We start from the raw sequence: 13,868 nt of genomic DNA, 5'->3' as shown, positions 1-13,868 counted from the left end.
ATTTATGTCTGAAGAACGAAAAGTAGAACCCAGAATCGGTGAGGCACCTCTTGAAGTTCCTCCAATTACTCAGCGACGCCGTTTCGATAACGTGCGAGATACACGCCAAACCGTTGAAACACCCAGAGTACGTAACTGGCGCCCTTTAAAATGGTTACTCTGGTTATTATTGCTGGTGTTGGTTGCGGGCTTGGTTTATCAAGAATTACGCAGCAGCTACGTACAAGCGCGCGTATTCCATTGGCTTGCTAATCAATTAACTTTTGAAACAGCGCCAGGGCCAGCCCCAGAGGAAGAAAAGCCGGTATTTCCTGCGGCAGGGCCTTTTGATCAACGTGCTGGCTATAGTCATTTAGCCGAGTGGTTACCAAGATTGAATAATAGCGGTTTTACGATAAATGAACAAAGCCGCTTCTCTCCCGCTTTGCAACGTTATGCTGATTGGGGGTTCTACCCGCCTTATGCTGAAAAAAGCCAATGGGGCTTACAGGTATTTGACTGTCGCCAGCAGTCGTTATTTAGTTTTCAAACACCAGAAGTACAATTTGCGCAGTTCAATGATGTAGCACCGTTAATGCTGCGCACCTTGCTTTTTATTGAAAATCGCAACTTATTTCAGCATGCCCCGCTCACCAATCCAGCAATAGAGTGGTCCCGTTTAGGTGCTGCTTTACTGGCACAAGCAAAAAAACTGGTGGGTCAAGATACCGCCACCGCAGGTGGCAGCACCTTGGCAACGCAGATTGAAAAGTATCGCCACTCGCCTCAGGGCTTTACTTCTGGTTTTAGCGACAAATTCCAGCAAATGCTCTCTGCTAGTGTCAGGGCTTATCAACCCGGTATAGAAACCCTTGAGCGACGCAAACAAATTGCCCTAGACTATATAAACACCGTGCCCCTTGCCGCAACACCACAAACAGGTGAAGTTCATGGCATTGCCGACGGCCTTGCAGCCTGGTTTGGTAATGATGCGATGCGGGTAAATCAATTATTGCAAGAGAGCAGCGCCACCGCAGAGCATGGCCAGGCACTGCGCCAGGTACTCGCTTTGTTTATCGCGCAGCGCCGGCCCAGTTTTTACTTACTTCAAGGCAGGAATGAGCTGGAACAGTTAGTCGATAGCCACCTGCGCTTGTTACGCCAATATGGTATTGTCAATCAAACATGGTTCGATGCAGCCAGCAAACAACGTCTCAGCTTTAACCAACCAATTCGCAGTGCACCGCGGAAACTAGATAAAACGGCCCTGTTAGTACGTAACAGAGTGGCCGCTTTACTTGGCCGTAGTTTGTACCAAACCGATCGGCTAGATCTTACTGTACAGACAACCCTTAACTTGCCGTTACAAGAAAAAATTAACCGCTATTTAAATCAGCTAGAGCAGCAACCCTATGCCGCCACTGCTGGTATTATTGGGCCGCGCTTGTTACGTGAAGATCAAATTCGCGGCGTAAAATACAGTTTTACTCTGTACGAAAGCACGCCTACCGGCAATAAGTTAAGGGTGCAGACGGATAATCACGCCGAACAACCGTTCGATTTAAACGAAGGGGGGAAGCTGGAGTTGGGGTCCACCGCCAAGTTACGGATGCTTACTACCTACTTAGAAATGGTTGCTGAGCTGCATCAGCTTTATGCTGAAGAGTCATCAAGTCAACTGGCATTTTTGGATATAGCTCCGCAAGATCAGCTGACGCAATGGGCTATTAATTATCTGATTGCTAATCCGGGGGTTAGCTTAACCACCATGCTGAATTCGGCACTGGACCGAGAATTTTCAGCCGATCCGCGTACCAGCTTTTTCACCGGTGGTGGCTTACATACTTTTGGCAACTTTCGACGTGAAGAAGATCTAATGACCCCGACTTTACGCCAGTCCTTATATGAATCGATTAACTTACCATTCGTACGACTTACCCAAGAAATCGTGCAATACAGTATCCATCATGGCGAAACCAGCAGCTATCAGCTGTTAAAGAACGACAATGATCCGCGCCGTGATCAATATTTACGCCGTTTTGCTGATCATGAAGGAGTAAGCTTTTTACAACGATTCTGGCGTAAATATCACAAGCTATCGGCAGAACAACGGCTTGAGGTTTTTTTAAGTGGTTTACGGCAAACACCCGATCGCTTAAGCGCTGGTTATCGTTTTATCGATCCTGAACAAAGTGAGAGTGACTTTATTCAGTTTATGCAGCAACGTTTTAGCGATAATCCGTTAACTGCACAACAATGGCGTCAATTGTACCGCAAGTATGCGCCCAGCGAGTTTAGTTTGCCCGATCAGGCCTATCTGGCCCGTAGCCACCCATTAGAGCTATGGTTACTGGCATATTTACAAAGAAATCCGAGTCCCAGCCTGAGCGAAGCGATCAGTTTAAGCGCCGATGTACGCCAGCAAGCTTATCAGTGGCTATTTCGCACCCAGTCGCGCAGCGCCCGGGATAATCGCATTCGCACTATGCTAGAAATTGAGGCATTCTGGGATATTCATCAGCGTTGGCAGCGGTTGGGTTATCCATTTGATTATCTGGTGCCGTCACTGGCCACCGCTTTGGGGAGTTCAGGTGATCGCCCGGCGGCATTAGCTGAGCTGCTAGGTATTATCCAAAATGGTGGCAGACGCCTGCCGATGTTCCGGGTTGAAGGCTTACATTTTGCTGAAAATACGCCCTATGCAACTCGTCTGAGTCGCACAGAAGTTAGCGCTGAGCGGGTTATGCCAGCAGAGGTAGCGCAAATACTGCGGGAAAATTTAGCAGGTGTAGTACAACAAGGTACCGGCCGTCGGCTGCTGGCGCATTATAGCCTGCCACAACTACCTGATCTTGCTATTATGGGTGGTAAAACCGGTACTGGTGATAACCGTATCAGCACCGTAAACAGCCGCGGTGAGACGGTGCAATCTCGGGCATTAAACCGCACAGCAACCTTTGCGTTTTATTTTAGTGATAAATACTTTGGTGTTATTAGCGTTTACCTACCAGGAAATGCGGCGGCAGATTACTTTTTTACCTCTGCCTTACCGTTACAGGTATTAAATGGTATGGCGCCACTGTTAATGCCCCTATTAAAACAGCAGGATAACTGCCCACAATAAACCTGGCTTAGGCCGCAGCAATAACCTGGTTGCGGCCATTATGCTTTGCCTGATAAAGCGCCATATCAGCACGGTGAAGCCATTGCTCCCAGTGTTCATTTTCTTCTAGTATTGCCACACCAGCAGACAAGGTAACCGCTTTCCCATCCGGTAAACGTAACTTTTGCTCAACACCACTGCGGATTTTCTCTGCCAGAGGCAGTAAGTTTTGTGTGTCCATATCGCGTAACAACACCAAAAACTCCTCTCCGCCAAAGCGAAAAACCTGATCTGTCTGGCGGATCATACCTGAGATGATAGGGACGAGCCTGATTAGGGTTTCATCCCCTACTTTATGGCCATAATTATCATTAATTTGTTTAAAGAAATCGAGATCGAATAAGATTACCGCAAAACGGCTTTGCAGCTTTTGCTTTAATAATACAGCCTGCTCTAACTCTTGATTAAGAGTGTGCCTATTGCCTGCCCCGGTCAAACTATCGATACTGGCTAATTGTTTTAATTCATTACGTTGCAGTTGTGCACGATAAGCAAATACGTAAGCAAAAAAACTACAGACAAAAGAAGTAACCAAAAAGGAAGTCATTTGGTAGTGATTGACGAAAATCAACGAAGGCCAAGCAAGGTCTACCATTGCCAGCGTAAAAAGCAACATCAGCGACAAAATTACCGCTCGCCTTGCTGATACCAGAAAAAAGATAAACACCAGCAAGGGATACACCCAGAATAGACCATTTATCCCTAAACTAATACAGACAATACCAGCACCAATACAAAAAATAAGCGCTAAAAATTGACCAGGCTTTACCGTATCGCCGGTGCGCCAAGCATAAATAACGGCGCTGATGGCAGAGATCACAATAATCAAATCAGCAATGCCCACCACCAGATTACCGGTATAGAGCCGGTAAATAGCATAAGGCGTTACAAAAGATGCAATAATAGCACCTACCAGCGTAATCATTGCCAGATAGAAATCTTGCTTCAGTTTATTGCCAAGCCGTTCTAACAATGTTCCGCGGTTAAACAAGTCGCACCTTTTAATTAGGTTGTTCTTATCGGACCACTATAGAGCCTAACTAGTACTAATGGCAACTGTTGCCTAAAATTCCAACTAAAACTAATGACTGCAACTCACATCCTGCAGACGATTCACTTTCATCCCCTGCAAGCTAAAACGCCCTCGCTAACTCTGAAAAGTGAGTAATGCTATAGTCTGCGTCCTTTATAAACACTTGATTATTTTCATTTAAATATAAGCAAGAACGGGCACCTGCATTGGCGGCCACTTGCAGGTCAAAAATATAATCGCCAACGTACAACATATGCTGACACGGTACCTCAAGTTGCTTGGCAATCAGCAGCAAACCTTCCGGATCGGGCTTTGCCGCACAGTCCTCCCGCGTAAGCACTAAAGAGATGGGAATTTGCAAACGATTTAACATCAAGGTGGTAGCCTCTCGCATATTGCGGGTTAAAATCGCCAAAGGATAATTCTGTTGCTGTAAGTACTGTAAACAAGCTTCTGCACCGGGCATCCAACTAGCAGCTCTGGCGCCAGCAAGCTCATGCATCCGAATAATTTCATTGGCTCGTGCGGCCTCAGCTGTTTGCCCCAATGTTGCCAACTTCTCCAATAAAGGTGTACCGCGAGGCCAACCAATATCATCGCAAATGGCGGCAAAATTAAGCTGAGAATCGACCAAGGTGCCGTCCAAATCAAATACTATCGCATTAATATGCGCAAGGTTCATTACAACTCCTGACTTAGTTAAGATTATCTGGGGATTTGTACGTAAAAAGCGGTGCTGGCGGTTGCTATAAAAGCCAAGTTTTCGCTAGACTAGCCCACCAAATTTTTTAATTGCTAGCTTAACAGGATCTCACTATGGGTGCCCAGTGGAAAAACAAGCATAAAATGGATGCGGCCAACGCCAGAGGTCGCATTTTTACTAAACTTGCCAAAGAAATTATGGTTGCCGCGCGCAACGGTGCAGACCCAACGATGAACGCCAAATTGCGCTCAGCCATCGAAGTCGCAAAAAAGGCATCAATGCCCAAAGATACGCTGGAACGCGCTATTAAAAAGGGCGCAGGCTTACTGGATGGCCCGGTGAACTATGAAACCGTAGTCTACGAGGGTTTTGCTCCTCATCAGGTGCCAGTCATCGTTGAGTGTTTAACCGATAATAAGAACCGCAGTGCACAAAGTATGCGTATGCTATTTCGCAAAGGTCAATTAGGTAGCTCAGGTTCAGTCTCCTGGGATTTTAAACACTTGGGACAGATAGAAGCCGTAGCCACCAGTGCAGATGCCGATCTGGAGTTAGCAGCTATTGAAGCCGGTGCCCAGGATTTCGAGCAAGGTGAAGATGGCGAAGTGATTTTTTTAACAGAAAGCACCGATTTGGATGCGGTGGCAAAAGCCCTACCAGAATTTGGCTATGAGGTGCATTCTGCTAAGTTAGTATACAGAGCCAATAACCCGGTGTCTTTAGACGAAAGCGCGCAGGCAGAGGTCGAAGCCTTTTTAGATGCTATCGATAACGATGACGACGTACAAAACGTCTATGTCGGTTTAGCCTAACTGACAGGCTGAGCAGTTATCCGATAATACAGCATCTAAACGCCTGCTATTAGGGATAACTGCTCACCAATGACAGCCATTTAGTTATATCCAAGCACGGCACAGTGTTCCGTTTCCGGCTCAACTGCTTTAATTTGCCGCTCTTCGGTTGACTCTGACCAAACTAAACTTAATGCCCTGCGCTCTTGCAAGGTTAAGTTCACAGTCTTTGGTTGATAATAATAACGTTCGCTTATTTGTACTGTTTGATTACGTGCTTTCATAGCTGGTACCCCGCTTCTGATTGACTATTTACGCTGGCTATCTTATAGCAGATAGCCATTATCATTAGCCTAGCGCACAGAAACTGAGCCTAACCTGAATAAGAATCGTTTTTAATATTTACCAAAAATAAGCTGCCAAAAACTAAAACGGCGTTCTTTATGATATTGCTTTTTCAACGCATCCACCTGCTTTAGGTGCTGTTGTAACTTGGACATATCGTCGCTGGCTACAGCTTGCTTCGCCAATACCAGTTCCGCTAATACCTTATCTAGCCCTTCCGTAAAAACGCTGGCTTTATCAGCAGGCAATGGCGCTGATTTTGCTTGCTCCGTTAAACGGTGCAGCTTCTCTAAAAAAGGTAAGGCCTCTGCCGTTGTGGTTGCTTCCGTTGCTTGCTTAAACGCAAAGCCCATGGTTTTCATGGTACTTTCCAGATTAACTGGTTGGCTTGCCATGGCCGTGGTCACACTAAAACAGAACAATGCCGCTAATACAGATGTCTTAACCATAAATTCCTCATCTTGGGTCATAGCGCCTCATTATAACGAATTCTGACCAGGGTGCCAGTAAAGCCCCCACCATAACGCGGTCTACCTTACAAATACGCTTTATTAAAAGACTCTTTTGATTGCTTTAAATATTCTCTGGCTTTACGGGCATGGTTCTCCCAAGCTTCTCTATCTGCTTTCTCGGTAAAGGGATTTTGTTCAGTCGCTACTGAACGCTCGAAACGCTCATAATAGGTGAGCATGGCAGAAGTAATTTGATTAAAGCCATCTTTATAGCTTTGCATCGCATCCAATAATTCAGACGTTTTTAACACAAAACGAATAAGCTCAGTATTATTACCATCATTCAAATAGGTACCGGCTTTAAGGCTAATATTGCCAGCTGCAGCGGCGGTAATTTTTTGCCGTACATTTTCGTCTTTGCTGAGGACTTTGCTGATATTCTCTTTCGAGCTAGCAATGTTGGCATGTAACAAGGTATCACGCAGGTGCTTTTCCAAATCACGGCGGTAGGTTTCTATGGTACGCTGAATCGTCGCAAGCTCGCTGTCTAACTGACTAACCTGTTGCAGCTCCCGTTCAAGCTCAGTGAGAAAACGCTCTGCATCCTGATATATTTTTAGACCATGTTCTTCGGCAAACTTCCGATCAGCGCGGTTTAAACCTGCATTTTGATAGCTGGAACGATCAAAACTGGTTGCTAAAAAGGATTTAAAAGGCTCGGCAAAAGCCGAATAAGTCCCAGCACTTACCACATTGAGTGTTGCCGTAACCAGATCACCAAAGGGTTTGATCATCGAGTTTAAGCGCGCCTGCTGGATTTTTGAACTTACCCTTTTAGTGTCGCTGATAATGCTCCGAAAACTGGCATAGGCCATCGGATTGGACATTTTATTACGTTCCGAGCTGGCTAAAACCAGCGAGATCCCAGAATGCAAAGCATTGGCGTATTCCAGATATTGCCGCTGTACATCAAGCTGCGCAGCATAATTGGTACCCAGGGTGCGGAAAGATTCAGCTTGCAATTCGATATTTTGATCGCGACGTAATTTGTCCAAAATACCACTGATAATCCGTTGCTCATTTTTATGTAGGGCCGTACCCAGCAAAATACGCTCGATTTGCAGATCGTCCAATTGCACAAAGCCATGTTGCGCTTCGATATCCAATCTTAAAAATTTACGGCCAGGATCATCTATTGAAATACGATGGGCTTTATAGCCAACACTGCCAGCCTGATGCTCAATGACCGCAACAGGCTGCCAAGCACTGTCTAAGGTGCTGCGATCAGATAATAGTACCTGTATTCGATAGCTGGTCAGTTCAGACTCGGGTGATACCCAAAGCTCCAATAAGCCTTGCTCACTTAACGCCTCACGACTAAACAAGCTCGAATTACCGATACCACAGCGCAAAGCCGCCTGCCCACTGCGAGCTAATTCCTTGGTAAGCTGGCAATCACCTAATTGCCGCCATTGTGTTAAGTTGCTTTGTTCAAAATCACTACTAAAAACCACACTGGCCGGTTTAGCAGCAACAGGTCCAGCTAAGATGGCACAACATAACAGTGCAAAATAACGCATTTAGAACCTCAGCACACAGGCAACACAGCCCCAGACGGGCAAGCCAGCAATTGGCGCTTATTTTAGCAACAGCAAACAGCGGCAGCAATTAGCTACCACAGATAAATAACTTTACTGATGATTACTGCAAATTTTGCTTGACACTGTGCGATGAATGAGACAATTTAAACGATAGATAGCTTCTAACTTTTCTAATTAACGGAGGACAGTATGCAAAAATGTGCGCTTAATCGCCATAGCTACTACTGCTCGCCGTTTTATCTCTCCGAGTGGTTCAATAATTAGTTCTCCCTCTGCGTCAGGCAGAGATTCTCTTGATCAAATAATATTCTGACATCGTCAAAACACGCGTGTTTTGTGCCTGTCGGTGTACCGATCTTTTCTGTTTCTGTTTCGACGCAGCTCCTTTTTTTAATCAGATTGCCTTAAAGGCAACACTTTATGTTATCCAGAGGAATGTGTATGAAATATCAAGCAGTTAACAAGCTGTCAAAACTAGGCTTGGCAATAACTTTAGCGGTATCAGGTCAGGCTTTTGCCCAAAGCAGCACTGATACCAATGCTGCAGAGCAGCAAATTGAAAAAATTGAAGTGACAGGTTCACGCTTAAAGGGCGTGGATATGGAAGGCGCTAATCCGTTGCAAGTGTTTAGCCGCGATGATCTTACCCGCCGTGGTTACGACAGTATCAGCAGCTTTTTGCGTGATCTGCCCCAAGCCAGCGCAGGCACCTTTAACGAAATTGGCGGTACTTCCGGTAATGAAGGCGCACCAGCGGGTTCTGCAGGTGTTAGTTTACGGGGTTTAGGCAGTAGCTCTACGCTGATTTTGGTCAACGGCCGTCGCGTCGCAGTTGACTCTTTTAGCAATGGTGCCGATACCTTTGTTAACGTTAACGCTATTCCTATGTCAGCTATAGAGCGCGTAGAAGTATTAACCGATGGCGCTTCCTCTGTGTACGGTTCAGATGCTATTGCCGGCGTTATTAACTTTATCCTACGTAAAGACGTTGAAGGCCATGAAGTGTCAGTGATGTACGGCGACGATACTTCTAGCCATGATTTTAGTCGCAAAAATCTGACTTATGTTGGCGGTTTTGCGACAACAAACAGCAATACGACTGTTGTTATCGATTATTTCGATCGCAATGCGCTATTTAATAAAGACCGTGATGTTGAAGTGACTTTCAAATCTAACACCCGGGTAACCATTGATGGTGTTGATAACCCAGAGCCATGGTGCGGTAATGACACCAGTAACGGCAACACTCGCTGCCGCTACGATTATGTGATTCAACGCGCTATCCAGCCTGAAACCAAGAACTTTGGTACTACTATTAATCATTATTATGATTTAGGTGATAACAAAGAGTTCTTTGCTGAAGCAATGTATCAGCGTAACACCGGTTTCACTTACGATGCTCCGGCAGGTTTGGATATTACGGTGCCAGGCAATGCTGCCTTTGTTCCAGCCTGGGCCAGAGAGTTAAACGCAGCCGATGGTAACCCGGATAATAATATTCGCTTACGCACCCGCTTCCCAGAGCGACGCAGCCAATCTTTTGAAGCAGAAGCTTACCGCGCCTTAGCAGGCTTGCGTGGTGAACTTGGCAACTGGGGTTATGAAACAGCAGTAAGTTACGGTAAATCTGAAAATGAAATACGTCATGTTTCTGGCTATTTTTCACGCGCTAAAGTGCGGGAAGCGGTTAATAACGGCAGTTTTAACCCCTTTAATTTAGGTAGAGACACACCGCAAGATGTGATCACGGGTATGCGGGACGAAGCGCCACGGGTGGGTGACTCTTCGGTTTTCTCAGCAGACTTTAGTTTAAACGGTGAATTATTCGAAATGCCAGCGGGCACAGTGCAGTCGGTATTTGGCGGCGAGTACCGTCGCGAAAAAATCTCTGATACGCCTTCACCTTTAGCTGCCGCAGATGGCATTTACTCGCTGGGTGCCAGTGACGCTGCAGCAAGTCGTGATCAATTCGCGCTCTATTCTGAGTTAAACGTCCCCCTTACCGAGCAACTGGATGCCATCGTAGCATTGCGTTACGACAGCTACAGCGATTTTGGCAGCGATATCAATCCTAAGCTGTCATTGCGTTATCGGGCGACCGATAGTTTAATTTTACGTGCTTCAGCCAGCACCGGCTTCCGTGCTCCGTCGCTGTCGCAGATTGGCGCAGGTAAGTCATTAGGCTTTAACTACATCAGCTGCTTGCCTGGCCAGCCATTCCAATCATTCTGTGGCACTCAGCCAGTAGAAGTGGGCTACGACGAGGAGCGGGTGGGTAACAAAGAGCTAGACGCTGAAAAGTCACGAGCCTTGAATATCGGTATGTCTTGGAACTTAACCGATAATCTACAACTTACTGCTGATTACTGGCGTTACCGCCATACCGATATTGTGGATTACGATTCAATCACTACGCTACGTGGCTGTTTAAGCGGCGCAGCACCGGTAACCAGCACTGAAGCCGCACTGGGTGATGCTTTTGGCTGTGTCGTCGTAAACAACGAGTTGGTGTTCTTACGCACTGGCTTTTACAATATCGGCAGCCAGGAAACTGATGGTATCGATGTTAACTTAAACTACCGGCTAGATACTGGGTTTGGTAGCTTTAAGTTTTATGCGGCGGGCACCAAGACCTTTAACTATAAGCGACAGCTAACGCCTGACTCCCCAAAAGAAGATCTATTAGGCCGGCTGTCTGGTGCTAATGAAATTGCCCGCCCGGATCTAGTGGCTGATTTTGGCACAGATTGGCGCCATGGTGACTGGTCTGCCAGCTTATCAGCACATTACATTAGCTCATTGGGTGATGGCGATTTCCGTTTTGGTGGTAATGAAACCGTCAAAGCCTGGACTACCCTAAGTGGCAGCCTGAGCTACGATATTAGCGATGCGCAATCTGTCAGTTTGGCGGTGCGTAACCTGACGGATAAAGCACCTCCTTATGCCTCTTCACCTACCGATGGCTATGCCAGTGCCGTACATGATTGGGTAGGTCGCTTATGGACTTTACGCTATACCATTAGGTTCTAACCTTTCCTGGTCGCGGTGATAGGGAAATGGACTACCCTATTGCCGCATTTTCAATAAAATACGCTAGCTACTTTGCTGCAGATCCTGCCAAGTTAAATATAACCGTAAATCAAACTCCAACTGATGATAATGCGGCTCCATATACTGACAAAGTTGATAAAAGGCTTTGTTATGATCTTTCTCCCGCAGATGGGCTAACTCATGCACCACCACCATCCGTAGTAGCGGTAAAGGTAACTTTTTCAACTGACTGGCTACCCGTATTTCGTTTTTGCTTTTTAGTTTACCGCCCTGCACTCTGCTAACCTGGCTATGGGTGCCCAATGCATTATTAATGACATGAATTTTTGGGTCAAACACGGCCTTACTTACCGGCTCACTGCTTTTTAAAAACTGCCGTTTAAGTTGCATCGTTAACTCGTACAGCGCTTTATCAGTTTGGATCTCGTGGCTATTCTCGGGATAACGCTTTGCCAGGGTACTACCAAGCAGGTCAGCTGCCAACAGTTGCTGTACCTGCTGACAAACTGTTGCAGGATAACCTCGCAGATAGGGCAAATCATACATAAGAAATTCTAATCCTTTTGTCATAAATATTTTCGTGCTTCTTACACGGCTTTGTCACAGGCTGAACTTAGACTGCTATCAGTTTATCTAACTTAGCCGGAGATTATGATGAAAGTATTAAGCACTATGCTGTCTTTAACTATGTTGTTTAGCGTTAATGCTATGGCCAGCAATAACACCTACGTCTACTCGAACTTTGAGTATTGCCAACTGCAAACGCAAGGTGCTGCAGCAAGTCAGTTGGATGCTTATGCTCGGAAATTAGGCTTTATGCCAAATCAGCATGATTGTCGCGCATTATTACAACCTAGCAACACCCGTAACGACCAGCAAGCGGTTTCGGCGCAGTTACGTAACTTACAACGTGGTTCCGTTATCCGTATCACTAAGAAAACCGAACAGAAATTGGCAGCCTTATCTGCCGACGAGCGCGCCGAGGTGTTAAAGCGCTTCGGTTTAAGATAAGGTTGCAGGGCTCGAACCAAATCCGCTATCTCGACGCATAAATGAATAAGGCCCACGCTTTTGGCGTTGCGGTGGGTAAGGGATTGCCAGAACAATCCCTGGTTCTGGCCCTTCGGGCCGCACTAAAGTGCGTCCAAATTCGCTCCAGGCGAATTTGTCGAACCTCAGGGTTCGAACCAAGACCTCGCTCACCGCGTTAAAACAAAAGGCCCACGCTTTTGGCGTTGCGGTGGGTAAGGGATTGCCAGAACCATCCCTGGTTCTGGCCCTACGGGCCGCACTAAAGTGCGTCCAAATTCGCTCCCAGCGAATTTGTCGAACCCAGGGTTCGAACCAAATCCGCTATCTCGGCGCATAAATGAATAAGGCCCACGCTTTTGGCGTGGGCCTTATTCATTTATCTGGCGGAGAGAGAGGGATTCGAACCCTCGTTAGGGGTTAACCTAAACACACTTTCCAGGCGTGCGCCTTCAGCCACTCAGCCATCTCTCCGGGGCTTGCACTGCAAGCGCCGTTATACTAGGGAAAAAGCGGCGACTTAGCAATAACTATATGCAATCACTAGGTGTTGTTGCCGCTATTTTAAACAGCGAGCTACAGCAACCGACTTTAAGCGTTGCCTTTTACCTGCATTTTTTGTTCTTTCGCAAAGTTTAACATCCGATCCAGCGGTAATAAGGCACGCTCGCGAATGGCAGCATCAACAAAGATCTCATGACCCTCGTGATTGATTAACGCCTCTTCAATGGCTTTTAAGCCATTCATTGCCATCCAAGGGCAATGCGCGCAGCTGCGGCAGGTTGCGCCATTACCACCAGTTGGGGCGGCGATAAAGGTCTTATTGGGCAGCAGCTGCTGCATCTTGTAAAAGATGCCTGCATCTGTGGCGACAATAAACATCTCATTAGGCAGTGTTTGGCTGGCTTTAATCAGCTGGCTGGTTGAGCCCACTGCATCAGCGAGCTGCACTACGCTATCTGGCGATTCCGGATGCACTAATACTGCCGCTTCTGGGTGCTGTTTTTTCAGTTCAATTAGCGCTTTGGCTTTAAACTCATCGTGCACAATACAGGCGCCGTTCCACAGTAGCATATCGGCACCGGTTTGCTTTTGCACATAGGCACCTAAATGCTTATCTGGACCCCAGAGAATTTTCTTGCCTTGGCTATCCAAATAATCCACTACATCAAGGGCAATAGAAGAAGTTACTACCCAATCAGCACGCGCTTTAACGGCTGCAGAGGTGTTGGCGTATACCACGACGACTCTATCTGGATGCTGGTCACAAAACGCTGAAAACTCCTCGGCTGGGCAACCTAAGTCCAGCGAGCAAGTAGCGTCCAGTGTTGGCATGATCACCGTTTTTTCTGGCGTTAAAATTTTGGCGGTTTCACCCATAAATTTTACGCCCGCTACCAATAAGGTTTTAGCCGGATGCTGATTACCAAAACGGGCCATTTCTAACGAATCGGAAACACAGCCGCCGGTTTCTTCGGCTAGAGCCTGAATTTCCGGATCGGTATAATAGTGCGCAACCAATACCGCATCTTTTTGCTGTAATAAGGTTTTAATACGCGCCTTGTAGGCTTGTTTCTCGTCTTGGGTTAATGGCACAGGCTTTTTCGGGAAGGCAAAGTCTTGCTCAGAAAAATACAACGGCTGGTCCATAGAATTTACTCAGTGGCTAATGAAAGGCGCGTATTATAGAAGAAAAATCAGAAAAAGACAGTAGTGATGCT

11 protein-coding genes and 1 tRNA gene are annotated in these 13,868 nt (G+C 46.5%); 4 read left to right on the top strand and 8 right to left on the bottom strand.

Annotated elements, in window-relative coordinates; translation table 11 throughout:
- Nucleotides 1–4: 4 nt before the first annotated feature.
- The gene (locus IE163_RS10545) at nt 5–3,103 is read left to right on the top strand and encodes a transglycosylase domain-containing protein (protein ID WP_189432926.1); all 3,099 of its coding nucleotides are present in this window, start codon (nt 5–7) and stop codon (nt 3,101–3,103) included.
- Nucleotides 3,104–3,110: 7 nt separating this feature from the next.
- Here IE163_RS10545 and IE163_RS10540 read toward each other — a convergent pair whose 3' ends face one another.
- Both IE163_RS10540 and IE163_RS10535 read right to left on the bottom strand, forming a co-directional pair.
- Nucleotides 3,111–4,133, bottom strand: coding sequence for a GGDEF domain-containing protein (locus tag IE163_RS10540; RefSeq protein WP_229833523.1), 1,023 nt, complete (start codon nt 4,131–4,133; stop codon nt 3,111–3,113).
- Between the two features lie 142 nt (nt 4,134–4,275).
- Nucleotides 4,276–4,857, bottom strand: a complete 582-nt coding sequence (locus IE163_RS10535) for an HAD family hydrolase (protein WP_189432925.1) — start codon at nt 4,855–4,857, stop codon at nt 4,276–4,278.
- A 134-nt stretch (nt 4,858–4,991) separates the two neighbouring features.
- Here IE163_RS10535 and IE163_RS10530 point away from each other — a divergent pair, with 134 nt between their 5' ends.
- A complete protein-coding gene (locus IE163_RS10530; protein ID WP_189432924.1) occupies nt 4,992–5,690 on the top strand; it encodes a YebC/PmpR family DNA-binding transcriptional regulator in 699 nt (232 codons plus the stop codon).
- Nucleotides 5,691–5,770: 80 nt separating this feature from the next.
- Here IE163_RS10530 and IE163_RS10525 read toward each other — a convergent pair whose 3' ends face one another.
- The 3 genes from IE163_RS10525 to bdpA all read right to left on the bottom strand — a co-directional run bounded on the left by IE163_RS10525 (nt 5,771) and on the right by bdpA (nt 8,046).
- Entirely contained in the window at nt 5,771–5,953 is a 183-nt protein-coding gene (locus IE163_RS10525) for a hypothetical protein (protein WP_189432923.1), read from the bottom strand.
- A 111-nt stretch (nt 5,954–6,064) separates the two neighbouring features.
- Nucleotides 6,065–6,463, bottom strand: a complete 399-nt coding sequence (locus IE163_RS10520; protein ID WP_229833522.1) for a cytochrome b562 — start codon at nt 6,461–6,463, stop codon at nt 6,065–6,067.
- Nucleotides 6,464–6,549: 86 nt separating this feature from the next.
- Nucleotides 6,550–8,046: a BAR domain-like protein A BdpA gene (gene bdpA / locus IE163_RS10515; RefSeq protein WP_189432921.1), complete on the bottom strand. Its 1,497-nt coding sequence runs from the start codon at nt 8,044–8,046 to the stop codon at nt 6,550–6,552.
- Nucleotides 8,047–8,508: 462 nt separating this feature from the next.
- Here bdpA and IE163_RS10510 point away from each other — a divergent pair, with 462 nt between their 5' ends.
- The gene (locus tag IE163_RS10510; RefSeq protein WP_189432920.1) at nt 8,509–11,097 is read left to right on the top strand and encodes a TonB-dependent receptor plug domain-containing protein; all 2,589 of its coding nucleotides are present in this window, start codon (nt 8,509–8,511) and stop codon (nt 11,095–11,097) included.
- A gap of 63 nt (nt 11,098–11,160) precedes the next feature.
- On the opposite strand, the gene IE163_RS10505 is transcribed toward IE163_RS10510, so the two are convergent.
- Nucleotides 11,161–11,664, bottom strand: coding sequence for a M48 metallopeptidase family protein (locus tag IE163_RS10505; protein WP_189432919.1), 504 nt, complete (start codon nt 11,662–11,664; stop codon nt 11,161–11,163).
- A gap of 105 nt (nt 11,665–11,769) precedes the next feature.
- Here IE163_RS10505 and IE163_RS10500 point away from each other — a divergent pair, with 105 nt between their 5' ends.
- Complete coding sequence (locus tag IE163_RS10500; RefSeq protein WP_189432918.1) at nt 11,770–12,129, top strand: hypothetical protein; 360 nt, start codon at nt 11,770–11,772, stop codon at nt 12,127–12,129.
- 402 nt (nt 12,130–12,531) lie between these two features.
- On the opposite strand, the gene IE163_RS10495 is transcribed toward IE163_RS10500, so the two are convergent.
- Nucleotides 12,532–12,621: transfer RNA gene (locus IE163_RS10495), tRNA-Ser, on the bottom strand.
- A gap of 117 nt (nt 12,622–12,738) precedes the next feature.
- Nucleotides 12,739–13,797 carry a quinolinate synthase NadA gene (nadA, locus tag IE163_RS10490; RefSeq protein ID WP_189432917.1) on the bottom strand — a complete coding sequence of 353 codons (1,059 nt, stop codon included), beginning with the start codon at nt 13,795–13,797 and terminating at the stop codon, nt 12,739–12,741.
- Nucleotides 13,798–13,868: the final 71 nt, after the last annotated feature.

This window comes from Alishewanella longhuensis, from assembly GCF_014653435.1.
GTDB classification, from domain to species: domain Bacteria; phylum Pseudomonadota; class Gammaproteobacteria; order Enterobacterales; family Alteromonadaceae; genus Alishewanella; species Alishewanella longhuensis.
This window is presented reverse-complemented; position numbering and strand designations above follow the sequence as displayed.

Bases quoted from the DNA above. Each gene is read 5' to 3' on its own strand.
- bdpA (WP_189432921.1), bottom strand. From the start codon at position 8,046: ATGCGTTATTTTGCACTGTTATGTTGTGCCATCTTAGCTGGACCTGTT.
- IE163_RS10525 (WP_189432923.1), bottom strand. From the start codon at position 5,953: ATGAAAGCACGTAATCAAACAGTACAAATAAGCGAACGTTATTATTAT.
- IE163_RS10530 (WP_189432924.1), top strand. From the start codon at position 4,992: ATGGGTGCCCAGTGGAAAAACAAGCATAAAATGGATGCGGCCAACGCC.
- IE163_RS10510 (WP_189432920.1), top strand. From the start codon at position 8,509: ATGAAATATCAAGCAGTTAACAAGCTGTCAAAACTAGGCTTGGCAATA.
- IE163_RS10500 (WP_189432918.1), top strand. From the start codon at position 11,770: ATGATGAAAGTATTAAGCACTATGCTGTCTTTAACTATGTTGTTTAGC.
- nadA (WP_189432917.1), bottom strand. From the start codon at position 13,797: ATGGACCAGCCGTTGTATTTTTCTGAGCAAGACTTTGCCTTCCCGAAA.
- IE163_RS10545 (WP_189432926.1), top strand. From the start codon at position 5: ATGTCTGAAGAACGAAAAGTAGAACCCAGAATCGGTGAGGCACCTCTT.
- IE163_RS10535 (WP_189432925.1), bottom strand. From the start codon at position 4,857: ATGAACCTTGCGCATATTAATGCGATAGTATTTGATTTGGACGGCACC.
- IE163_RS10505 (WP_189432919.1), bottom strand. From the start codon at position 11,664: ATGTATGATTTGCCCTATCTGCGAGGTTATCCTGCAACAGTTTGTCAG.
- IE163_RS10520 (WP_229833522.1), bottom strand. From the start codon at position 6,463: ATGGTTAAGACATCTGTATTAGCGGCATTGTTCTGTTTTAGTGTGACC.